Source organism: Streptomyces sp. DG1A-41, from assembly GCF_037055355.1.
Lineage (GTDB): Bacteria > Actinomycetota > Actinomycetes > Streptomycetales > Streptomycetaceae > Streptomyces.
In genome coordinates, this window is sequence record NZ_CP146350.1 from 4041942 (window position 1) to 4063501 (window position 21560).

The 21560-nt window shown below is 70.8% G+C and carries 17 protein-coding genes and 4 pseudogenes; 10 read left to right on the forward strand and 11 right to left on the reverse strand.

Annotated features, from left to right (window positions below; translation table 11 throughout):
• Nucleotides 1-138: 138 nt before the first annotated feature.
• Together V8690_RS18630 and serC are read left to right on the forward strand one after the other, a co-directional pair.
• Complete coding sequence (locus tag V8690_RS18630) at nt 139-1488, forward strand: mucin-1 (RefSeq protein ID WP_338780315.1); 1350 nt, start codon at nt 139-141, stop codon at nt 1486-1488.
• Between the two features lie 74 nt (nt 1489-1562).
• Nucleotides 1563-2681 (forward strand): phosphoserine transaminase, encoded by a 1119-nt coding sequence (serC, locus tag V8690_RS18635; protein ID WP_338780318.1) that lies wholly within the window; start codon nt 1563-1565, stop codon nt 2679-2681.
• 58 nt (nt 2682-2739) lie between these two features.
• Here serC and V8690_RS18640 read toward each other — a convergent pair whose 3' ends face one another.
• The 3 genes and pseudogenes from V8690_RS18640 to V8690_RS18650 form a co-directional block, all read right to left on the reverse strand.
• On the reverse strand, nt 2740-3618 hold the full coding sequence (locus V8690_RS18640) for an NAD(P)-binding domain-containing protein (protein ID WP_338780320.1): 879 nt from the start codon (nt 3616-3618) through the stop codon (nt 2740-2742).
• Nucleotide 3619: 1 nt separating this feature from the next.
• Nucleotides 3620-3937 (reverse strand): annotated as a pseudogene (locus V8690_RS18645) (alpha/beta hydrolase); the annotation flags it as partial.
• A gap of 199 nt (nt 3938-4136) precedes the next feature.
• Nucleotides 4137-5645: a cellulase family glycosylhydrolase gene (locus V8690_RS18650; protein WP_338780322.1), complete on the reverse strand. Its 1509-nt coding sequence runs from the start codon at nt 5643-5645 to the stop codon at nt 4137-4139.
• 434 nt (nt 5646-6079) lie between these two features.
• Here V8690_RS18650 and V8690_RS18655 point away from each other — a divergent pair, with 434 nt between their 5' ends.
• Nucleotides 6080-6238 carry a hypothetical protein gene (locus V8690_RS18655; protein WP_338780324.1) on the forward strand — a complete coding sequence of 53 codons (159 nt, stop codon included), beginning with the start codon at nt 6080-6082 and terminating at the stop codon, nt 6236-6238.
• A gap of 30 nt (nt 6239-6268) precedes the next feature.
• On the opposite strand, the gene V8690_RS18660 is transcribed toward V8690_RS18655, so the two are convergent.
• The gene (locus V8690_RS18660) at nt 6269-7087 is read right to left on the reverse strand and encodes an ABC transporter permease (RefSeq protein ID WP_338780326.1); all 819 of its coding nucleotides are present in this window, start codon (nt 7085-7087) and stop codon (nt 6269-6271) included.
• Nucleotides 7084-8043 carry an ATP-binding cassette domain-containing protein gene (locus tag V8690_RS18665; protein ID WP_338780328.1) on the reverse strand — a complete coding sequence of 320 codons (960 nt, stop codon included), beginning with the start codon at nt 8041-8043 and terminating at the stop codon, nt 7084-7086. The genes V8690_RS18660 and V8690_RS18665 overlap by 4 nt, the downstream gene beginning before the upstream one ends.
• A gap of 110 nt (nt 8044-8153) precedes the next feature.
• On the opposite strand from V8690_RS18665, the gene V8690_RS18670 reads away from it, so the two are divergent.
• Nucleotides 8154-8948: a TetR/AcrR family transcriptional regulator gene (locus V8690_RS18670; protein ID WP_338780330.1), complete on the forward strand. Its 795-nt coding sequence runs from the start codon at nt 8154-8156 to the stop codon at nt 8946-8948.
• Between the two features lie 43 nt (nt 8949-8991).
• Here V8690_RS18670 and V8690_RS18675 read toward each other — a convergent pair whose 3' ends face one another.
• Entirely contained in the window at nt 8992-9966 is a 975-nt protein-coding gene (locus tag V8690_RS18675; RefSeq protein WP_338780332.1) for a WD40 repeat domain-containing protein, read from the reverse strand.
• Between the two features lie 578 nt (nt 9967-10544).
• On the opposite strand from V8690_RS18675, the gene V8690_RS18680 reads away from it, so the two are divergent.
• Nucleotides 10545-11219, forward strand: coding sequence for a GDSL-type esterase/lipase family protein (locus tag V8690_RS18680; RefSeq protein WP_338780334.1), 675 nt, complete (start codon nt 10545-10547; stop codon nt 11217-11219).
• On the opposite strand, the gene V8690_RS18685 is transcribed toward V8690_RS18680, so the two are convergent.
• Nucleotides 11207-11956, reverse strand: coding sequence for an aminoglycoside adenylyltransferase family protein (locus V8690_RS18685; RefSeq protein WP_338780336.1), 750 nt, complete (start codon nt 11954-11956; stop codon nt 11207-11209). The two genes, V8690_RS18680 and V8690_RS18685, sit on opposite strands and share 13 nt — an antisense overlap.
• Nucleotides 11957-12186: 230 nt before the next feature.
• Between V8690_RS18685 and V8690_RS18690 the strand changes: the two genes are divergently transcribed.
• Nucleotides 12187-13179, forward strand: coding sequence for an aldo/keto reductase (locus V8690_RS18690; protein WP_338780338.1), 993 nt, complete (start codon nt 12187-12189; stop codon nt 13177-13179).
• A gap of 203 nt (nt 13180-13382) precedes the next feature.
• Here the strand turns inward: V8690_RS18690 and thpR are convergent.
• The 3 genes and pseudogenes from thpR to V8690_RS18705 all read right to left on the reverse strand — a co-directional run bounded on the left by thpR (nt 13383) and on the right by V8690_RS18705 (nt 15812).
• Nucleotides 13383-13954: pseudogene (gene thpR / locus V8690_RS18695) on the reverse strand (RNA 2',3'-cyclic phosphodiesterase).
• Between the two features lie 28 nt (nt 13955-13982).
• On the reverse strand, nt 13983-15347 hold the full coding sequence (locus V8690_RS18700; protein ID WP_338780340.1) for an MFS transporter: 1365 nt from the start codon (nt 15345-15347) through the stop codon (nt 13983-13985).
• 27 nt (nt 15348-15374) lie between these two features.
• Nucleotides 15375-15812, reverse strand: a complete 438-nt coding sequence (locus V8690_RS18705) for a MarR family transcriptional regulator (RefSeq protein ID WP_010035858.1) — start codon at nt 15810-15812, stop codon at nt 15375-15377.
• A gap of 155 nt (nt 15813-15967) precedes the next feature.
• Between V8690_RS18705 and V8690_RS18710 the strand changes: the two are divergent.
• Nucleotides 15968-16194: pseudogene (locus tag V8690_RS18710) on the forward strand (ribbon-helix-helix protein, CopG family).
• Here V8690_RS18710 and V8690_RS18715 read toward each other — a convergent pair.
• Nucleotides 16164-17615 (reverse strand): NCS2 family permease, encoded by a 1452-nt coding sequence (locus tag V8690_RS18715; RefSeq protein ID WP_338780343.1) that lies wholly within the window; start codon nt 17613-17615, stop codon nt 16164-16166. The pseudogene V8690_RS18710 and the gene V8690_RS18715 overlap by 31 nt on opposite strands.
• Before the next feature lie 117 nt (nt 17616-17732).
• Here V8690_RS18715 and V8690_RS18720 point away from each other — a divergent pair, with 117 nt between their 5' ends.
• The 3 genes and pseudogenes from V8690_RS18720 (at nt 17733) to V8690_RS18730 (ending at nt 21560) form a co-directional block, all read left to right on the forward strand.
• Entirely contained in the window at nt 17733-18008 is a 276-nt protein-coding gene (locus V8690_RS18720) for a DUF2530 domain-containing protein (RefSeq protein ID WP_338780345.1), read from the forward strand.
• 481 nt (nt 18009-18489) lie between these two features.
• Nucleotides 18490-19023: pseudogene (locus V8690_RS18725) on the forward strand (methyltransferase domain-containing protein); the annotation flags it as partial.
• 143 nt (nt 19024-19166) lie between these two features.
• A complete protein-coding gene (locus V8690_RS18730; protein WP_338780347.1) occupies nt 19167-21560 on the forward strand; it encodes an HAD-IC family P-type ATPase in 2394 nt (797 codons plus the stop codon).

The following is a 21560-nucleotide window of genomic DNA, read 5'->3' on the forward strand; positions in this document are numbered from 1 at the left end:
ACGAGACCGTAAACCCGCCCACCTGGTTGCGCAAGCGTTTGCGTTCAGATTTACTTCGGCTGACTCTCAGAGGAACTCTCACCAGCCAGACCACAGCGCACACGCTTGAGTGCCGCTGTCGGCAGACAGGACCTGTCCATGCGATACGCGCCGCCCGGCCTCTGCGTGAACGACTTCGACCTGCTGCGCCACGCGGACGGCACCTACACCGCGCTGCACCTGCAGGGCCCGTGGACGGCCGACTTCGACCACCTGCGCATGGAGACGTCCTACGGCCGGGCCACCTCCACCGACCTGGTCCACTGGGAGCCGCAGGGCACGGCCTTCGGCAACGGTCTGCCGGGCCGCTTCGACCAGCAGGCGGTGTGGACCATGCACGCCTTCCCGCACGGCACCGGCATGGCGATGCTCTACACCGCCGTCTCCGGACTCACCCCCGACGGCTGGCCCCTGCAGTCGGTCGGCCTGGCCCACTCCGACCGCACCGACGGCACAGGCTGGCGCCGCCACGGCACGGAACCGGTCGTCGAGGCGGACGGGCGCTGGTACCGCACGGGCGAACGCATGGGCTGGCGCGACCCCTTCGTCGTACGCGACGACGAGTCCGACGGCTGGGTCATGGCGGTCTGCGCCGCCGACGCCTCCCGGCCCGTCGAGGTCAGCGGCTGCGTCGCCTGGGCCACCTCCGACGACCTGGAGCACTGGACCGTCCAGCCGCCGCTCATCTCACCCGGCGACGTCGACGAGTTGGAGTGCCCGGTCCTCGAACGCCTCGACGACGGCACCTGGCTGCTGCTCGGCTCCATAGGCGCCACCCGGGGCTTCGAGGCGTGGACCGCGCCGCGCCTGCGCGGCCCGTGGACCCGCCGCGGTCCGATCGGCCCGACGGGCGCGTACGCCCCGCGCGTTGTCGCGGCCCCCGACGGCTCACGCGTCGTGCTGCACACCACCCCGCGCCGCGTCGGCCTCACCGACACCGGCGAGCGCTGCCGCGGCATGCTCGCCCAGCCCAAGTCCCTCGTCGTACCGCGGGACGCGGCGCCCCGCCTGGAATGGTGGCCGGGCCTCGACGCCTGGCTCGGCGAGGAGACGTGCGACGCCCCCCTGCACGCGGTCGGCGACGTCGACGTCTCCGGCCGCACCGAGATCACCCTGCGCACGCATGCCTCCGACGTGGGCCGGCCCGCGCTCACGGTCGGCTGCGACGGCAAAACCCTCCGGGTCACCGGCCCCGAGGGCGCACCGCTCGGCGAGACCCTCCTGCCGGAACCCGCCGCCTCACTGCGCGTCCTCACCGTCGGCGAGTACGTCGAGGTCTACGCCGACGGCGTCTTCGTCCTCACCACCCTGTGCTACTCCGGCCGCCCCGCCCCCTGGACGGCCGCCTCCGAGGGCCGCGTCCGCCCTGTTCCCGTGCGCCCGGTCCGGCTGCCGGCCCCGCACCGCGACGACGCCTCGGCCGTCTGGCCCGGCCCGTCGCCGCACTGATGGCTGCCGGAAGACCGTCTCACCCGACGGACGACGTTTCGCCCGGGTTTCCGGAAGCGACTACGCTCCCCTCCGTGGCTGAGATCCAGATTCCTGCTGACATCAAGCCCGCCGACGGTCGATTCGGCGCGGGCCCCTCCAAGGTGCGGGTGGAGGCGCTGGACGCCCTGGCCGCCACCGGCACCTCCCTCATGGGCACCTCCCACCGCCAGGCCCCCGTCAAGAACCTGGTCGGCAAGGTGCGCGAGGGCATCCGCGAGCTGTTCCGGCTCCCCGACGGTTACGAGGTGGTCCTCGGCAACGGCGGCTCCACCGCGTTCTGGGACATCGCGACGCACGGCCTGATCGAGAACAAGTCGCAGCACCTCAGCTTCGGCGAGTTCTCCTCCAAGTTCGCCAAGGCCGCCAAGCTCGCGCCCTGGCTGGCCGAGCCCGACGTCATCTCCAGCGACCCGGGCACCCACCCCGAGCCGGTCGCCGAGGCGGGCGTCGACGTCTACGCCTTCACCCACAACGAGACCTCGACCGGTGTCGCCATGCCGATCAAGCGCGTGGCCGGCGCCGACGAGGGCGCGCTGGTCCTGGTCGACGCCACGTCCGGCGCCGGCGGCCTCCCGGTCGACATCGCCGAGACGGACGTCTACTACTTCGCCCCGCAGAAGTCCTTCGCCTCCGACGGCGGCCTGTGGATCGGCGTCTTCTCCCCGGCCGCGATCGAGCGCGCCGAGCGCGTCCACGCGTCCGGCCGCCACGTCCCGGAGTTCTTCTCGCTGCCGACGGCGATCGACAACTCCCGCAAGAACCAGACGTACAACACCCCGGCCCTCGCCACGCTGTTCCTCCTCAACGAGCAGCTGGAGTGGATCAACGGCCAGGGCGGCCTGGACTGGTCGGTCCGCCGCACCGCCACGTCCGCGCGGACGCTGTACGGCTGGGCCGAGGACGTCAAGTTCGCGAACCCGTTCGTCACCGACCCGGCCAAGCGCTCCCAGGTCATCGGCACGATCGACTTCACGGACGAGGTCGACGCCGCCGCCGTCGCCAAGGTCCTGCGCGCCAACGGCATCGTCGACACCGAGCCCTACCGCAAGCTCGGCCGCAACCAGCTGCGTGTCGCGATGTTCCCGGCGATCGACCCGGCGGACATCGAGGCCCTCACGAAGTGCGTCGACTACGTGATCGAGAAGCTCTGATCCCTCTCGCGTACGTGACCGAGGGCGCCCCGCCAGTGCGGGGCGCCCTCGGTCGTACTCAGGCAGCAACGCCCCTGCCGAATACCTCGAACAGCCTGGTCAGGCTGTCCTCCCCGTAGCCTTCCGCCGCCGCGCGCCGGAACGCCTCCAGCACCGCGGCGGGCAGCGCCGGGTCCACGCCGGCGTCCCGCGCGGTGTGCACGACGTGCTCCATGCTCGCCACGGCCATCGAGATCCGCTCGACGTCGCCGGAGTGCCGCCCCGCCTCGATCCGCGGTGTGTAGAAGTCCAGGAACTGGCCCATCCCGCCCAGCGTCTGTGCCGCGTACGGCCCGATCTCCGAGGCGCTGATGCCGTTCGCGTCCGCCAGCGCCAGCGTGTGCAGCCAGGCGGTCAGGGTGGTCCAGAAGAGGTCCATCTGGAGCTGGTAGTAGAGCGCGGCCAGACCCGGGTCCTCGCCGCGGTAGTCGGTGCCCGTGATGACCTTCAGAACGTCCTCGTACTGCTCGAAGAGGTCCCGGGGGCCGCTGTAGAAGGTGTCGAACTCCGGCGAGCCGATGCCGGACGGCGGGGTCTGGACGCCGCCGGTGAGGTGACGCGCCCCGTGCTTCACCGCCCAGGCCGCCCCCTCGCGGGTCCTCTCCGGGGTGTCCGAGCTGAGGTTGACCAGGACGCGGCCCGCCAGGGCCGGAGCGGCGGGCTCCAGAATGTCGTACATCGCGGCGTAGTCGGTGAGGCTGAGCACCACCACCTCGCCTGCCGCCAGCGCCTCCTCGACGGTGCTGGCACGTACCGCGCCCCTGGCCACCAGCTCGTCGGCGCGGCTCGCGGTGCGGTTCCAGACGGTGACCTGGTGGCCGGCGTCCAGGTAGGCACCGGCCATGGCGCGGCCCATGGGGCCGAGACCGATGACGGTGACGGACAAGGCGCCGGACAAGACCGGCCAGCGTCAGACCACTGCCGCCGGGGCCGCCGGGGTTGACCACCAGCGGGCCCTGGTACTTCTTCGCGGTGTGCGGCACGCGGGGACAGCGCCAGCGTGATCTTCTTCCCCTGCGGCTTCGCGTAGTCGAGCGGCACCTTCACCGACGCGCACTGGAGCGTCGGGGAGTTCTCCGTGCCGCACTTCTTCCACGTGACCTTCGCGGCCTGGGCGGTGTTCGCGGAGTGCGACGCGCTGGCGTGGCGGGGACGGCGGTGAGCGTCCCGGCCAGTACGACGGTCGCGCCACACAGGACGGCTGCGCTTCTTCTCATGGAGTTCTCTCAGAACGGTGAGGGGGGTCAGGACCGCGTGTACGCGGTCCGTGCCGCATCGTTTCGGAAGATCGCGCCATGCGCGTGCGTATTCGACCAAGACTTGACCGATTCGAGTCGTCGCACGTGGTGATGTGCCTTCAGAGATAGGGGTGTTCTGACGATTCTCGACACGTCTCCCCCTCACCTCACTGCGCGGTCAGGTCGCCGTACAGCTCACGCTCGGCGCACCCCCGCCCCCGGGCGCACCGCCCAGGCCGAAGCTCGCCGAACCGCCCGCCGGCACGCTCCCGTTGTGCGCGGCGTTCACCGCCGTGACGGTCGCGCCGCTCTGGGTGTGCGACGCGTTCCACATGCTGGTGACCTTCTGAGAGCCGGTCCAGGTCCAGCTCACCTTCCAGGACTTGAGCGGAACACTGCCCGTGTTGGTCACCTTGACCTCGGCGTTGAAACCGCCGCCCCAGTCACTGCTCACCGTGTAGGCGGCAGAGCAGGCGGCGGTGCCACCGCCCGGGCCGCCCGGGTCGGGCCCCGGCCCGCCGCCCTCGAAGCCCGGCGCCTTGATGGCCGCCAGGTACCCGTCCTTCACGGTGTCCACGGTCTGCCAGTCGTCCTTCAGGATCCCGCCCGTGTCACCGGAGTTGGGGTTCCAGGACCAGAACGTCCAGTGGAAGCTGTCGGCACCGTGAGCCGACGTCGACCGCAGGTACGTCACCAGCGCGGACAGCCACTTCTGGTCCACCGCCGACTGGAGCGTCGTACCGAACTCACCGAGCCACACCGGCGCGATGTTCTGCTTGAAGATGTAGCCCCAGTACCTGTCCCAGACCCCCGGCATGTTGGCGGGGAAGGACGGGTCGCCGAACCAGGGCTGCTGGGCCACCGACGTGGCGTAGTCGTGGGCCGAGTACACCAGCCGGTTCGGGACGTCCAGCTGGACCGGGTGCTCGGCGACGCCCATGAGGTTGCCGCCCCACCAGCCGTTCGCGCCGTTGTACGACTGCACGCCCTCGACCATGATCAGCAGCTCGGGGTTGACCGACAGCACCGCGTTGCCCGCGCGCTGGGCGGCCAGCCGCCAGTCCCGGGTCGTGTCGCCGCAGCCCCAGCAGGCGGGGTCGCGGGGCTCGTTGTGCAGGTCGATGCCGACGACCGTGGGGTTGCCCCGGTAACGCGCCGCCAGGGACTTGAGGTTGGTGATCCAGGTCGACTCGGGGACCGACGCCGTGTACCAGAGCGCCGACTGGCCCGCCGCGTCCGGGCGGTGCCGGTCGAGGACGATCTTGAGCCCGGCCTGTCCGGCGTACGCCACGATCCGGTCCAGGACCTGCAGGGACGTCAGCCCGCGCAGGTCGGTGTTCTTGCCGTCGTAACTGATGCTGTCGGGCATGGTGCCGGGCTTGAGGATGTCGTCGCTGTAGGGCATCCGGATGGTGTTGTAGCCCAGCGACTTCATCTGGTCGATCATGCTCTTGTAGTCGCGGGCCCACAGGCCGTGGACGACGTGGTTCGCGGTCTCGAAGCCGAACCAGTTGACACCGGCGATACGGACCGGCTGCCCGGCCGCGTCCAGGATCTGCCGGCCGCTGGTGTGCCAGTCGCCGGCGCCGGCCTGCGCGTCGACGTCGGCGTGTGCCGACTGCGTACCGGCCAGGGGCAACAGGAGCGCCGCGGCGACGCACAGCGCTCTTCGCAGAGTGCGGAACATGGCTGCTTCCTCTCGGGGCGCGGGCCGGAATCAAGTGGGAGCGCTCCCACTCCCGCACCCCCCATGGAAGCCAGATCGCAATGAGCACGTCAATACGAACGCAGGGGCGGACCCTGAGACCTCTGGGGACGAGGAGGCCGCGCTGCCCCGCCTGGCGCCGTTTGCGGCACTCAGTGATCCGCGTCCACGAGGAGAACAGCGCGACGCCTGTCGACGCAACCCGAGCGCCGCGGCGGTGGCCGCGGCCTCCGTCCTCATCGTGGGCGGGCTGCCCGGCGCGGCACACGCGGCCGAGCCGGCACCTGCCACACCAGCCGCACCCGCCGTCGGACGGTTCACCGACTCGCAGCCGGGCGTGCGGCCCATCCTGGCGCGACGTTCCGTCCTTCGATCCCCAGGGCGGCTTCAACAAGTCCGCCGGGGACACGGCCGAGGTGCACTGCTCGATCCCGGGCGAGCGCGGGCCGGACGGCAACCGCATCCGGTGGCGCGTGCACGACCCGCCCCGGACGACCCCCGAGGGCAAGGGCTACTGGGGCAGGTCGCACACCACCGAGAGCACGGTCAACGACCAGTTCGTACCGCCCTGCTGATCCGCCCCGAGCCGCCTGCGGAGCCGTATGTCAACGGCTCAGCTTCCTGAACCGCCGCACCGCCAGCGGCAGGAAGATCAGCGTCAGGATCACCGGCCATACCCCGGCCATCAGCAGCGCGTGCTGCTCGACCCAGGTGTCACCGCCGACCGGCGTGCCGAACAGCTCGCGGGTCGCCGCCGCCGTGGAGGAGATCGGGTTCCAGAGCGCCACCCAGCCCAGCCAGTCGGGCATGAGCTGGGGCGCGACGAAGATGCTGGAGATCATGGTCAGCGGGAAGGCGACCGCGAACAGGCCGCCCGCGGCCTCCGGGTTGGGCACGAGCAGTCCGAGCCACACCCCGATCCAGATCAGCGCGAACCGCAGCCACAGCAGCAGCCCGAACGCGGCCAGGAAGCCGAGGCCGCCGTTCGGCCGCCAGCCCATGGCGAGCGCGGTGAGCATCATGATGGTCAACTCGGCGCAGGCGACGAGCAGATCGGTGACGCCGCGCCCGGCCACCACGGCGGAGGATGCCATCGGCATGGAGCGGAAGCGGTCGATGACTCCCTTGGTGGAGTCGTGGACCACGAGGGTCGCCGTGTTGATGAAGCCGAACGCCATGGTCATCGCGAACATGCCGGGCATCAGGTAGTCCGTGTAGTCCCCGCCGCCCGGCACCTTCATGGCGCTGCCGAAGACATAGCCGTAGAGCAGCACGGAGAGGATCGGGAAGCCGAGCTGCCAGGCGATGTTGACGGGCTGGCGCTGGTAGTGGGTCAGGCCGCGGCGGACGATGTTCCAGCAGTCGGCGAGCAGCCAGTACGCACCGCTCCGCGTGCTCGGGGTGCTCAGGTCGACGACACTCACGCTGCGGCCTCCTTCTCGGTCCGGTGTCCGGTCAGGCGCAGGAACACGTCGTCGAGGCTCGGCCTGCGCAACCCGATGTCCTCGACGCGGACGCCCTCGTCCTGGAGGGTCCGCGCCACTTCGGTGAGCGCCGCGACCCGGTCGGCGACCGGAGCGTGCACGCGCAACTCGGTCTCGTCCGCCTCGGGTTCGCCGTCCGCGACCCGGGCGACCACCTTCACCACCCGCGGGATCTCGGCGCGCTCGGCGACCACGACCTCGACACGGTCGCCGCCGACCAGGTTCTTCAGCCCGTCCGGGGTGTCGTCGGCGATGGCCCGCCCCTGGTCGATGACGGTGATGCGGGAGGCGAGCTTGTCGGCCTCCTCCAGGTACTGCGTGGTCAGCAGCACGGTCGTGCCGCCCGCCACCAACGCCCGTACGGACTCCCAGACCTCCCCGCGGCTACGGGGGTCAAGGCCGGTCGTCGGCTCGTCGAGGAAGAGGACGGCCGGGGCGAGGATCATCGACGCGGCGAGGTCGAGGCGGCGCCGCATGCCGCCGCTGTACTTGCCGACACCCCGGTCGGCGGCGTCGGTCAGGTCGAACTGCTCCAGCAGTTCGGTGGCCCGGAGCCTGGCCCGCTTGCCGCCCAGGTGGAACAGCCGGCCGAACATCTCCAAATTCTGCCGCCCGGTGAGCACCTCGTCCACCGCCGCGTACTGGCCCGTGAGCCCGATCCGGGCGCGCACCTCACGCGCCTGCCGAACCACGTCACAACCGGCGACCGTCGCCCTGCCCCCGTCCAGCCGGATCAGCGTGGACAGGATGCGGACGGCGGTGGTCTTGCCCGCCCCGTTCGGCCCGAGCAGGCCGTGCACCGTGCCCTCGCGTACTGCCAGGTCGAAGCCGTCGAGGGCGCGTTTCTCGCCGTACCGCTTCTCCAGCGCCTCGGCCCGCACCGCGTATCCGTCCATGCCGCCCCTCCCGTGTGCCCGTGCCCTGCGTCAGCACCTAACTGGGTACAGCGTACCCGGTTTCGCGTACGTCGTACCCAGTTTTTTACGGGGGACCTAAGCTGGGCTCCATGGAGAGCGGCACGAGCAGTACGGGCGGTACGGGCAGTACGGAGACCAGCGGCAGCGGCGATATCGCCCGCACCCTCGAACTGCTGTGGGACACCGGTCGGCGTCCCAGCCGCGGTCCCAAGCCGACCCTGACCCGGGACCGGATCGTGGAAGCGGCCGTCCAGGTCGCGGACACGGAAGGTCTGGAGAGGCTCTCCATGCGCCGCGTCGCCGCCGAACTCGGCACCGGCACGATGTCGCTCTACCGGTACGTCCCCGGCAAGGGCGAGCTGCTCGACCTGATGCTGGACCGGGTCCAGCGCCCCTCGGAGAATCCGGCAGACCTGGGCGACGGCGGCTGGCGCGCCGCCCTGGAGGCCATGGCCCGTGAGACCCTCGCCCTCTACCGCCGCCATCCCTGGCTGCTCCAGGTCAACCAGTCCCGCCCGATCCTCGGCCCGAGCGCCATGGACGGCATGGAGAAGGTCCTCACCCTGATCCGCCCGATGGGGCTGACCGACCCCGAGCTCGTCTCCACGATCATCATGATCGACGGGTACGTCGTCGGGGCCGCGCGCACGCAGCTCTACCAGCAGGAGGCGGAGCGCCGGACGGGCCTGACGGACGCGGAGTTCTGGCAGGCGCAGGTGCCGATGCTGGAGAAGGTCCTGGCGTCGGGCCGCTACCCGGTGATGGCGTCGCTCTCCGAGGACACGTTCGATCCCGACTTCGACCACTTCGGGTTCGGACTCCAGCGGATCCTGGACGGGTTGGAGGTCCTCGTGGCGCAACGCCGTGGCGAGTCGGCCTCGTAAGCCGTCGCCGCCTTCGGCTGCCGGCCGCGCCACCTCCCGGTTGCTACCTGCGCCGCCTCAGTCCGCGCAGACCGAGCAGGGCGGCGCAGGCGACGGCCACGGCGATGGCGCCGGCCTCGAGGTTGCCACTGAGCCCGTCGCCGCTGTCGCCGTCGCCCCGCGCGGCGGAAGTCCCGCCGCCGGAAGAGGACTTGGCCCCACCGGGCGCGTCCTGCCCCTCCACCGAGCTGTCGGCCCCCTCGGCGCCGTACATGAGCCTCGTCCCGTCGGCGGTGTACGTGACGGACTCGCCCTGCCCGAGGAACGGCACGCCGAGCCGCTCCTTCCGCTTGATCTTCCCGCCGTTCCAGTCGTACGCGATCGCGCCGAAGTAGCTGCGCACGACGAGGTGTTCGCCGTCCGGGGAGAGCGTGGCGTCGGTGGCCTCCAGGTCGGGCACGGCCGCGACGGGCCGGAAGACGTTCGTGCCCGAGGCGGAGAGCGCGGCGGGCCCCTCGTACAGGTGCCCGCCCTGCTCGTTCTTGTCGACGATGTAGACACGGCCGGTCTTCGGGTGCACGACGAGGGACTCGGCGTCACGGGCCCCGTCGGAGTACTTCACGACGTACTGCGTGGCCCGGATCGTCTGGTCCTTCAGCGTCTTCGGCTCGGGCAGCTCGTAGATCCACACATGGGGCCAGCTGCCGCCGAGGTTGTCGCCGATGTCACCGACGTAGATCCGGTTGCCCGGCCCGACGGAGATGGCCTCGACGTCCCGGGGCGTGCCGACGCCGGTGAGCGTGAGACGGGCGACGGTCTCACCCGTCCCGCTGTCGACGGCGTAGATGTAGGGGCCGTCGTCGCTGTCGTTGTGCGTCCAGTAGATGCCGGGGTGGAGACGGGATGCGGCCAGACCACTGGACTCGGTGATGCGCGGGTCCTTGATCGTGAAGTCCTCGTCGCCGTCGGCGGCTGAGGCGGGCACGGCGAAGGCACCCACGAGAAGGGCCGCGGCGAGGATGGCGAACGGTCGGCGCATGCCCCCAAGCCTGCCATCCCGCTCCGCGGTTCATCGGGGTGTCGGATCACGGGCGTGACAGATCACGAGGGCCGGAGAGACACGAGCGACTGGCGGGCTTCGGTTGCCTGGCGGATCGCGGATGCGGTCTGGATCGCGGATGCGGGGCGGATTGATGCGCGGCGGCCGACGGACGGCCGGCGGCCCCCGGGGACGCATGACGGCCAGCCAGCGGCTGGGAACATCGGCGACGGCGGACACGCGGCGGAACGCCCACGTGCGGGGTCCACGGACGCGCGACGGCTGCGGACGGGTGCCGGCCAGCGGCCGGGGAAGCCGCGGCGGCCGGCCAGCGGCTGGGGACGTTGGCGGCGCGCGGCGGAACGCCGACGTGTGGCGGCCGGGGACGCCTCGCGGACCGCAGGCGCCCAGCGGGCGGCGGACGCTTGGCAACCGCGGTGCGGGGCCGGCCGCAGTGGTCGGCCGGGTGCGCGGCATGGCGGATCACGGGTTTCCGGCCGACCAAGCACGCGCCGTCGGCCACCACGCGTGGTCCGACTCACACCCCGTCCGGCGGCTGGATCGTTCATGATGAGCGGATGCTCAGGTTCATGCCCGTCGGTGACTCCATGACGATCGGGAGCGCGGGCGAACACACGTGGCGCTATCGGATGTGGCAGCACCTGTGCCGGTCCTACGGCGGTTCCTTCACCCTCGTCGGCCCGCGCGAGACGCTTCACGACAAGCTCGCCGACGCCCCGACCTCGTACGCGTACGCGGACCCGGAGTTCCCGCGTGCCCACCTGGCCGGCTGGGGCGAGGGCTGGCTGCACATGGCGCCGCTGATCGGCGAGGCGGTGCGGTCGTGCCGCGCGGACGTCCTCCTGGTCTCCCTCGGCCTCATCGACCTGGGCTTCTACACGAACGCCGAGCAGACCGCCGAGAACGTCCGGGCCTTCGCGGCCGAGGCGCGGGCGGCGAACCGGCGGGTGCGGATGGTGTGGCTGCCGGTGACCCCGAACGTGCGGGCCGAGTCCGACCCGGCCTTCGCCACCGAGGTCGCCCGCTTCAACGAACTGCTGGCGAAGACGGCCGCGGACCTCGACGAGCCCGGCTCACCCGTCCTCCTGGCCTCGACCCCGCCGTCGTACGACATCCACGCCGACACCTACGACGGCACCCACCCCAACGACAGCGGCGAGCACAAGATCGCGGCGGCCTTCGCGGAGGCGATGTACCAGGCCTGGGACCTGGGCGAGTCCTACGAGGAGTAACTGTCCGTGATCATCCTGGTCAGGAACTCCGCGCAGGGCCGGGGCGCCAGGTCGTCCCAGCGCTCTGCCTCCTCCCCCAGATGGACGGCCCGGGCGCGGGCGAGGGCGGGCCGGTGCTCGGCGGGGAGCCGGTCGAGCGCCCACGCGGCTGCCGCGTCCTTCGAGCGGATGGTCCCGGTGGTGAGGGTGGTCCAGATCCGGGCGAGGGTGAGCAGCACGTTGCGGGTGTCGGTGTCCAGTTCGTCCATGAGCTCCGGCACGCCGGCGACGACGGCCCGCCTGAGGTCGTCGTGCGGGACGGGGTCGAGGAGGTGGGCGGGCGGCGGCCCGTGGAGCGGGGCGCCGGCGCGCAGGACCACCGTGAGGAGTGGCGCGAGGTCGGGGCTGGGCTCGGGGGCCGGGGTCACCCCGCGCTCGTAGTCCTCGCGCAGCCAGTCGCCGTAGAGGAAGTCGCAGGTGGGTGGGTAGCGCCAGGGCCGTACGTCGTCCTGCACGACGACGATCAGCTCCACGTGCCGCCGCCCGTCCACGCCGGACACCTTGAGCAACTCCTCGACCAGCGCCCGGCGTTGGGCGCGCGTCGTGCGGTCCCGTACGACGGCCAGGACGTCGATGTCGCTGTGCGGGCGCAGGCCGCCGAGGGTGGCGGAGCCGTGCAGGTAGATGCCGAGGAGGGAGTCGCCGAGGGTGGTGCGGAGGAGCTGGACGAGGTAGTCGGTGCCGGGCTGGTCTGGCATATGCGCTCTTCCTCGTGTCGTAGTCACCGTGCGTATCGTTGTGCTGCGCGGCTGGCCACGTCCATGGGGTGGCCGGGGAGGAGCGCCACGATGACCGTCACCAGCACGGTAGAGGCGTGAACCGCGCGAATCGCTGAAGCTGTCACCCGATGCGGACCGGGGGCCCTCCCCACCTCCGAGGTCAACACGCGCTTGCTTGGAGCGCACTTCAACACGTTGGCTTGGGCAGCATGGAGTACACGCAGCTCGGACGTACAGGACTCAAGGTCAGCCGGCTCGTCCTCGGCACCATGAACTTCGGCCCGCAGACCGACGAGGCCGACAGCCACGCCATCATGGACGCGGCGCTGGACGCGGGCATCAACTTCTTCGACACCGCCAACGTGTACGGCTGGGGCGAGAACAAGGGCCGTACCGAGAGCATCATCGGCAACTGGTTCGCCAAGGGCGAGGGACGGCGCGACAAGGTCGTCCTCGCCACGAAGGTGTACGGCAACATGGGCGCCGACGGACCGGCCTGGCCCAACCACGACAAGCTCTCCGCCGTCAACATCCGGCGGGCCGTGGACGCCAGCCTCAAGCGGCTCCAGACCGACTACATCGACGTCTACCAGTTCCACCACATCGACCGGCACACGCCGTTCGAGGAGATCTGGCAGGCGATCGACGTCCTGGTCCAGCAGGGCAAGATCCTCTACGTCGGGTCGTCGAACTTCCCCGGCTACAAGATCGCCCAGGCCAACGAGATCGCCGCCCGGCGGGGCGGGACCATCGGGCTGGTCAGCGAGCAGTGCCTGTACAACCTCGCCGAGCGGCGTGCCGAGATGGAGGTCATCCCGGCCGCTCAGGACTACGGCCTCGGCGTCATCCCCTGGTCGCCGCTGCACGGCGGTCTGCTGGGCGGTGTCCTCAAGAAGGAGGTCGAGGGCAAACGCCGCGCCTCCGGCCGCGCGGCCGACGCGCTCGCCGACCCCGCCGTCCGCGCGCAGATCCAGTCCTACGAGGACCTGCTCGACAAGCACGGCATCGAGCCCGGCGAGGCCGCGCTGGCCTGGCTGCTCACCCGCCCCGGCGTGACCGGCCCGATCGTCGGCCCGCGCACCGGCGAGCAGCTCGACTCCGCCCTGCGCGCGGCCGAGCTGGAGCTGTCCGAGGAGCTCCTGACCGGACTGGACGAGATCTTCCCGGGCCCGGGCCCGAGCCCTGAGGCCTTCGCCTGGTAGCTCGCCGAGGGCAGGCGCCCTTCTTTTCAGGGCGCGGGGAACTGCGCGACAGGATCCCACCGGCCCGCGGCCGACAACTAGGCGCAGTTCCCCGGCCGCTGCCCTACCTCCCGAACACGGAAGCCAAGGCGACGACAAAGAACATCAGCACAAGCACACCGGCCATGATCCGGTTGCGGGTTTTCGGGTCCACGCCACCGAGCCTAACCGGCGTCGCCGAGCGCCCAGCGGGCGACCGCCTCGTACCGGGGCTGCTCCCCGGAACCCCCGACGTCGGCAGATTGCTCCGCACCAGCGCCAGCTCGTCCACCGTCCAGGTCCGGCCCGTGAATCCGGCCAGGGCGTCCACATACGCTCGCACGTCCCCGGCCTCCCGGCTCCGTGCCACCGACAGGTGGGGCTTGTACCGGCGGTGCTCCCCCATCGGCACACCCGCCTTCCGCCCCGCCGCCTCCGCCCGTTCGGCCAGCAGCCGCAGGGTCGCCAGGTCACCTTCGGCCCCGGCCCACAGCGCCTTGCCGTGCCCGAACTGACCACCACCGCGCACGGCCAGCGGGAAGGGGGCGGTACGGTGCGCGGTGCGCTCCAGGCGGGCCGACAGCTCGGGTACGAGGTCGTCGTCGACCTCACCGTAAAAGGCGAGCGTGAAGTGCCAGCCGGGACGGCCGGTCCAGCGCATCCCGTCGGCACCGGGCAGCTTGCGCAACTCGTCGACCACGGCGCCGAGTTCACGACGCACCTCATCGGGGGGCAGCACGGCGGCGAAGAGTCTCATACGGCCAGTCTGCCGCCCTCGCCCCGCCCTACGCCGCCGGCGCCAGTTCCTCCTGCTGCTCCCGGGGGACGAACCGCACCCGTGGGTGGCCGCGGTGCCAGCCGACCGACAGGCGGAGGTTGCCGACGCGGGCCAGGATCAGGCCGATCACGGCCGCGGCGACGGCCGCGACGGCACCGCCGGCCGCGAGGCCGGCCCGGGCGCCGTAGGTGTCGGTGATCCAGCCGACGATCGGCGCGCCGACCGGGGAGCCGCCGAGGAAGACCATCATGTAGAGGGCCATGACACGGCCGCGCATGGCCGGGTCCGTGGACATCTGGATGCTGGTGTTCGTCGTGACGTTGACCGTCATGCCGAACAGACCCAGCGGGACCATGAGCAGGGCGAACATCCACAGCGTCGGTGTCGTGGCCGCCACCATCTCCAGCGCGCCGAAGACCAGGGCCGCCGCGATCAGCAGCCGCAGCCGGGCCGTGCCGCGCCGGGCGGCGAGCAGCGCGCCCGCGACCGAGCCGACCGCCATCAGCGTGTTGAACATGCTGTAGGCGCCCGCGCCCGCGTGGAACACGTCGTCCGCGAAGGCCGAGAGGTAGACGGGGAAGTTGAAGGCGAAGGTGCCGACGAACCCGACCAGGACGATCGGCCAGATCAGCTCCGGGCGGCCGGTGACATAGCGGACGCCCTCACGCAGCTGCCCCTTGCCGCGCGGGGCGCGCTCGACGACGTGCAGATCGCGGGCGCGCATCAGCAGCAGGCCGGTGAGCGGCGCGATGAAGGACAGGCCGTTGAAGAGGAACGCGTAGCCGGTGCCGACGCCGGTGATCAGTATGCCCGCGACGGCGGGGCCGACCAGGCGGGCGGACTGGAAGTTCGCCGAGTTCAGGCTGACCGCGTTCTGCAACTGCTTCGGGCCGACCAGCTCGGAGACGAAGGACTGCCGGGCCGGGTTGTCGACCACCGTGGCGAGACCGACCGCGAAGGCGGCGACGTACACGTGCCACACCTGGACATGGCCGGTGAGGACGGCGGCGGCGAGGGCGAGGGCGGTGAGGGCCATCGACGACTGGGTGACGAGCAGGGTGGGCCGCTTGCGCAGCCGGTCGACGAGGACACCGCCGTAGAGGCCGAAGAGCAGCATCGGCAGGAACTGGAGTGCCGTCGTTATGCCGACGGCCGCCGAGGAGCCGGTGAGGCTGAGGACCAGCCAGTCCTGGGCGATGCGCTGCATCCAGGTGCCGATGTTGGAGACGACCTGGCCCATGAAGAACAGGCGGTAGTTCCTGACCTTCAGGGAGGAGAACATCGAGGACTTGCGCGGGTGCGTGTCGGAGGTGGGCGGGGAGTCGTGGGGATCAGGTGCGGGGACGGAAGCTGCTCCGGGTCCCGAACTCAAAGGGTTCGCCTCCTTGCGACATACGACTTACAGATGCGCGAGCTTCTCCAGCACGGGGGCGGCGGCGCGGAGTTTCGCCCACTCGTCCTCGTCGAGGTTCTCCACCAGCGAGGCCAGGAACGCGTTCCGCTTGCGGCGGCTCTCCTCGAGCATCGCTTCGGCCTGCTCGGTGCGCGTGACGACCTTCTGGCGCCGGTCCTCGGGGTGCGGCTCCAGACGGACCAGTCCCTTGGACTCCAGCAGCGCCACGATGCGGGTCATCGAGGGCGGCTGGACATGCTCCTTGCGGGCGAGCTCGCCCGGTGTGGCCCTGCCGCACAGGGACAGGGTGCCGAGCACCGACATCTCGGTCGGGCTGAGCGACTCGTCGACCCGCTGGTGCTTGAGCCGACGGGACAGCCGCATCACGGCGGATCGGAGGGAGTTCACGGCGGCTACATCGTCGCCATGGCTGAGGTCCGGCATGTTCTTTAGCGTAACTCATTACTCTCGCTAAGGACTACCCGGGACACGCGGGAACGCCCGTGACCCTGACCACTGCAGCGTGACATCACTCATATGGGTGGTCTGGCGGCGGAACGTGACACACCGCACCGAACGGTGCCGCGACCCTCATGGTCATGGGGACCAGTGTGCTCAGCCTGCGAATAGACCACGAGCTGCTTCAGCGGCTCCGGCACCATGCCGCGAAAGGGGAATGAGCGTCCAGGACTACGTCGTCCGGACGCTCGTTCGGGATGACTTCGACGAACGGTTCCAGACCGCCGTCGAGGAGACGGAGAGGTTCTACGGCTCATCCGACTCCGGGGACGAGGATCAGGTCAGGCCCAGTGCCGGCATCAGGTAGTAGAACGCGAACACCGCCGCCACCGCGTACATCGCCGTCGGCACCTCCCGGCCCCGCCCCGCCGCCAGGCGCAGCACCACGAAGGTGATGAAGCCCATGCCGATGCCGTTGGTGATCGAGTACGTGAACGGCATCATCAGCATCGTCACGAAGGCCGGGATGGCGATCGTGTGGTCCGCCCAGTCGATCTCCCTGACCGAACCGGCCAGGATCAGGAAGCCGACCGCGAACAGGGCCGGGGTCGCCGCCTGGGAGGGCACCATCGTGGCGACCGGCGTCAGGAAGAGGGCGACGGCGAAGAGAGAGCCGGTGACGACGTTCGCGAGGCCGGTACGGGCACCCTCGCCGACACCGGCCGTGGACTCGACGAAGGCGGTGGTCGCCGAGGAGGAGCTGGCACCGCCGGCGGCGACCGCGAGGCCGTCGACGAACAGCACCTTGTTGATGCCGGGCATCTGCCCCTGCGCGTCGGTCAGCTTCGCCTCGTCCGAGACGCCCATGATCGTGCCCATCGCGTCGAAGAAGCACGAGAGCAGCACGGTGAAGACGAACAGCACACCGGTCAGCACGCCGACCTTCTCGAAGCCGCCGAACAGGCTGACCTGCCCGACCAGCCCGAAGTCGGGGCCGGCGACCGGGTTGCCCGGCCACTTCGGGGTGGTGAGGCCCCAGCTCGGCACCTTGGCCACGGCCTCGATGACCACGGCCACGACGGTCATGGCGACGATCGAGATCAGGATCGCGCCGGAGACCTTGCGCACGATGAGCGCGAGGGTGAGCAGCACGCCCAGGACGAAGACCAGCACCGGCCAGCCGTTGAGGTGACCGTCGCCGCCGAGCTGGAGCGGCACGGTGGTCTGGGCGGCGTCCGGGATACGGGAGACGAACCCGGCGTCGACGAGCCCGATCAGCATGATGAACAGGCCGATGCCGATGGAGATGGCCTTGCGCAGCCCGTAGGGGACGGCGTTCATCACGCGCTCGCGCAGCCCCGTGGCGACCAGCAGCATGACCACGAACCCGGCGAGCACCACCATGCCCATCGCGTCCGGCCAGGACATGCGCGGGGCGAGCTGGAGGGCGACGACGGAGTTCACGCCGAGGCCGGCGGCGAGCGCGATCGGCACGTTGCCGATGACACCCATGAGGAGGGTGGTGAGCGCGGCCGTGAGGGCCGTCGCGGTGACCAGCTGTCCGTTGTCGAGCTGGTGTCCGTACATGTCCTTCGCGCTGCCGAGGATGATCGGGTTCAGCACGATGATGTAGGCCATCGCGAAGAAGGTGGCGAGACCGCCCCGGACCTCACGGGGCAGCGTGCCGCCGCGCTCGGAGATCCGGAAGAAGCGGTCGAGTGCGCCGTACGTGGGCCCGGCTCCCGGCTGATCAGGGGCGGGGACCTTGGCGGGAGCCGAGGAGGACATGTGTTTGGTGTTTCCTACGAAGAGAAGTGGTCAGACACAAACCGTTTCAGTATGAACATATAAGGTCTGGATCGCACATCTCCGCGCGTAGACCTGATCGCCTCGTAAGCTGTCCCCATGGCGAAATGGACCCCCAGACACGAGGCGCCGGAGCCCCTGGAGGGCCCCGTGGTCGCCACCGTCACCGGCCTCACGATCCTCTGGTTCGTCCTGTTCCTGGTCCAGCTCCCCTTCTACGGCTGGTTCGACGACCAGGGCCACACGTGGTGGCTGTGGACCTGCCTGGCCGGGGGCGGGCTGGGGCTGATCGGCATCTGGTACGTCCGCAGGCGCGATGCCGCGATCAAACGAGCCGCGGCGCAGGACCTGACGGCGGCTCCCACGGCCGAATAGGGCGCCTCCCCTGACCGCCGACCAAGGCGTCTCCGCGAGGCCCCCGTGCCTCCGCGGCGCAGCGGTCCCTCGACGAGACTCGACGAGAAAGATGGCGCCCGCGTCCCTACGCTCGAAGGAGCGGCACCGAAGCCGCCGCGGGGAACACGCCCGACCGGTAGGAGCGCAGCCATGACGATGCAGAACAGTGCGGCCGAGGCCGACCGGGCTCTGAAGGCCAAGCACCGGGCGATGTGGGCGCAGGGCGACTACCCCTCCCTGGCCGCCGAGGTCATTCCCGGTCTCGGGGCGATCCTGGTCGAGGCGTGCGGGGTGCGCTCCGGCCGGCGAGTGCTGGACGTGGGCGCCGGCACCGGCAACGCCGCGATCCCGGCGGCCCTGGCCGGCGCGGACGTGGTCGCCTCGGACCTGACTCCGGAGCTGTTCGAAGGCCAGGCGCGTTGCCGAGCAGCAGGGGGCCCACCTCACGTGGCAGGAGGCCGACGCCGAGGCCCTGCCCTTCGGCGACGCGGAGTTCGATGTCGTCATGTCCTGTGTCGGGGTGATGTTCGCCCCGCACCACCAGCGGGCCGCCGGCGAACTCGTCCGGGTCTGCCGTCCGGGCGGCACCATCGGCCTGCTGAGCTGGACGCCGCAGGGCTTCATCGGCCGGATGTTCGCCACGATGAAGCCGTACGCGCCCCCGCCCCCGCCGGGCGCGCAGCCGCCCCCGCTGTGGGGGGACGAGGACCATGTGCGCGCGCTCCTCGGCGACCGGGTCACGGACGTGCGCGCCGAGCGCCGGACCGTCCGGGTCGAGCGCTTCGAGACGCCCGAGGTGTTCCGCGACTACTTCAAGGAGCGCTACGGCCCCACCATCACCGTCTACAAGAACATCGCCGGCGACTCCGAGCGCACCGCCGCCCTCGACCGCGACCTGGTGGAGCTCGCCCGCGACGGCGACCTGGGGACGGGCGGGGGCCGGACCGTCCTGGAGTGGGAGTACCTGCTGCTCACCGCGCGCCGGGCGGGCTGACGCCGCCGGTGGCACCAGGGCCCGACGGTGGTCCGAGGGCGTACAACTGCCGTACGACCAGGGCATGACGTCCGTCCTTCCCAGGTCGGATCTTCCCCGCATTCGGCAGGTGAAGCGGCAAATCCGCACGTACCGTCGAATGCATGACGCATCTCGACGCGGGTGCCCGGCTCGACTCCACGGGGCCGGTGACGGTCACCTCCCGCGAGACCGGCCTGACCACGGCCCAGGTCGCCGAGCGGGTGGAGCGCGGCCAGGTCAACGACGTGCCGGTGCGCAGCAGCCGCTCCACCGTCGACATCATCCGCGCGAACGTCTTCACCCGCTTCAACGCGATCATCGGCATCCTCTGGCTGATCATGCTGGTCGTCGCGCCGATCCAGGACAGCCTGTTCGGCTTCGTGATCCTCGCCAACACCGGTATCGGGATCGTCCAGGAGTGGCGGGCGAAGAAGACGCTGGACTCGCTCGCGCTGATCGGCGAGGTGCGTCCCACCGTCCGCCGGGACGGGGCCTCCGGCCAGGTCAGCACCTCCGAGATCGTCCTCGACGACCTGATCGAGATCGGGCCCGGCGACAAGGTCGTCGTCGACGGTGTCTGTGTCGAGGCCGACGGGCTGGAGATCGACGAGTCGCTGCTCACCGGCGAGGCGGACCCGGTCGTCAAACGCCCCGGCGACCAGGTGATGTCGGGCAGCTTCGTGGTCGCGGGCGGCGGGGCCTTCCAAGCCACCAAGGTCGGGCGGGAGGCGTACGCCGCGCAGCTCGCGGAGGAGGCGTCCCGGTTCACCCTCGTCCACTCCGAGCTGCGCTCCGGTATCTCCACGATCCTCAAGTACGTCACGTGGATGATGGTCCCGACCGCCATCGGCCTGATCATCAGCCAGCTGGTCGTGAAGGACAACGCCTTCAAGGACTCCGTCGCCCGGACGGTCGGCGGCATCGTCCCGATGGTCCCCGAGGGGCTGGTCCTGCTGACCTCGGTCGCCTTCGCCATCGGCGTGATCCGCCTGGGCCGCAAGCAGTGCCTCGTCCAGGAGCTGCCCGCGATCGAGGGGCTGGCCCGGGTCGACACCGTCTGCCTCGACAAGACCGGCACCCTCACCGAGGGCGGCATGGACGTCACCGAGCTACGGCCGCTCCAGGGCGCCGATGAGACGTACGTACGCGAGGTGCTCGGCGCCCTCGGCGCGTCGGACCCCCGGCCCAACGCCTCCCTCAAGGCGATCATCGACGTCTACCCGGCCATCGAGGAGTGGCGCTGCACCCAGGCACTGCCGTTCTCCTCCGCCCGCAAGTACAGCGGCGCCGCGTTCGTCGAGGCCGGCGGGGAGAGCAGCACCTGGCTGCTGGGGGCGCCTGACGTCCTGCTGCCCGACGACGACCCGGCCCTCGCCGAGACCGAGCGGCTCAACGAGCAGGGCCTGCGGGTGCTGCTGCTCGCCCGGGTCGACCGGGACCTCGACGACCCGGAGGTGGCCGAGGGAGCGAAGCCCACCGCACTGGTGGTCCTGGAACAGCGGCTGCGGCCGGACGCGGCCGACACGCTGCGCTACTTCGCCGACCAGAACGTGGCCGCCAAGGTCATCTCCGGCGACAACGCGGTGTCGGTCGGGGCGGTCGCGTCCAAGCTAGGGCTGTCCGGCACCACCGTGGACGCGCGCCGGCTGCCCGCCGAGCAGGACGGGATGGCGCGGGCCCTCGACGACGGCACGGTGTTCGGGCGGGTCACCCCGCAGCAGAAGCGGAACATGGTGGGGGCGTTGCAGTCCCATGGGCACACGGTCGCGATGACGGGCGACGGGGTGAACGACGTCCTCGCCCTGAAGGACGCCGACATCGGCGTCGCGATGGGCTCCGGCTCGGAGGCGACCCGGGCGGTGGCGCAGATCGTGCTGCTGAACAACAGCTTCGCGACGCTGCCGTCGGTGGTGGCGGAGGGCCGCCGGGTCATCGGCAACATCACGCGGGTCGCGACCCTGTTCCTCGTCAAGACGGTCTACTCGGTGCTGCTGGCGATCCTGGTGGTCTGCTGGCAGGTCGAGTACCCGTTCCTGCCGCGCCACCTGACCCTTCTCTCGACCCTGACGATCGGCGTCCCGGCCTTCTTCCTCGCGCTCGCGCCCAACAAGGAGCGCGCGAAGCCGAACTTCGTGCGGCGGGTGATGCGGTACGCGATCCCTGGCGGGGTGCTGGCCGCGGTGGCGACCTTCGCGACCTACCTGATCGCCCGGCAGCACTACACGGGCGCGGGCGCACTGGACGCGGAGACCAGCGCCGCGACGCTCACGCTGTTCCTCATCTCGATGTGGGTGCTGGCGATCATCGCCCGCCCCTACACCTGGTGGCGCATCACCCTGGTGGCGGCGATGGCCGGGGCCTTCCTGCTGGTCCTCGTCGTGCCGTGGCTCCAGGACTTCTTCGCGCTGAAGCTGGTCGGCGTGACGATGCCGTGGCTGGCGGTCGGCATCGCGGCGGTGGCGGCGGCCACCCTGGAACTCCTGTGGAGGTGGGTTGACCGCCGCTTCCCGGCGTAG

Excerpts from the sequence above, each read along its gene's own strand:
- V8690_RS18630 (WP_338780315.1), top strand. The coding sequence starts at position 139 with ATGCGATACGCGCCGCCCGGCCTCTGCGTGAACGACTTCGACCTGCTG.
- V8690_RS18650 (WP_338780322.1), bottom strand. The coding sequence starts at position 5,645 with ATGTTCCGCACTCTGCGAAGAGCGCTGTGCGTCGCCGCGGCGCTCCTG.
- V8690_RS18665 (WP_338780328.1), bottom strand. The coding sequence starts at position 8,043 with ATGGACGGATACGCGGTGCGGGCCGAGGCGCTGGAGAAGCGGTACGGC.
- V8690_RS18670 (WP_338780330.1), top strand. The coding sequence starts at position 8,154 with ATGGAGAGCGGCACGAGCAGTACGGGCGGTACGGGCAGTACGGAGACC.
- V8690_RS18675 (WP_338780332.1), bottom strand. The coding sequence starts at position 9,966 with ATGCGCCGACCGTTCGCCATCCTCGCCGCGGCCCTTCTCGTGGGTGCC.
- V8690_RS18680 (WP_338780334.1), top strand. The coding sequence starts at position 10,545 with ATGCTCAGGTTCATGCCCGTCGGTGACTCCATGACGATCGGGAGCGCG.
- V8690_RS18685 (WP_338780336.1), bottom strand. The coding sequence starts at position 11,956 with ATGCCAGACCAGCCCGGCACCGACTACCTCGTCCAGCTCCTCCGCACC.
- V8690_RS18690 (WP_338780338.1), top strand. The coding sequence starts at position 12,187 with ATGGAGTACACGCAGCTCGGACGTACAGGACTCAAGGTCAGCCGGCTC.
- V8690_RS18705 (WP_010035858.1), bottom strand. The coding sequence starts at position 15,812 with ATGCCGGACCTCAGCCATGGCGACGATGTAGCCGCCGTGAACTCCCTC.
- V8690_RS18715 (WP_338780343.1), bottom strand. The coding sequence starts at position 17,615 with ATGTCCTCCTCGGCTCCCGCCAAGGTCCCCGCCCCTGATCAGCCGGGA.
- V8690_RS18720 (WP_338780345.1), top strand. The coding sequence starts at position 17,733 with ATGGCGAAATGGACCCCCAGACACGAGGCGCCGGAGCCCCTGGAGGGC.
- V8690_RS18730 (WP_338780347.1), top strand. The coding sequence starts at position 19,167 with ATGACGCATCTCGACGCGGGTGCCCGGCTCGACTCCACGGGGCCGGTG.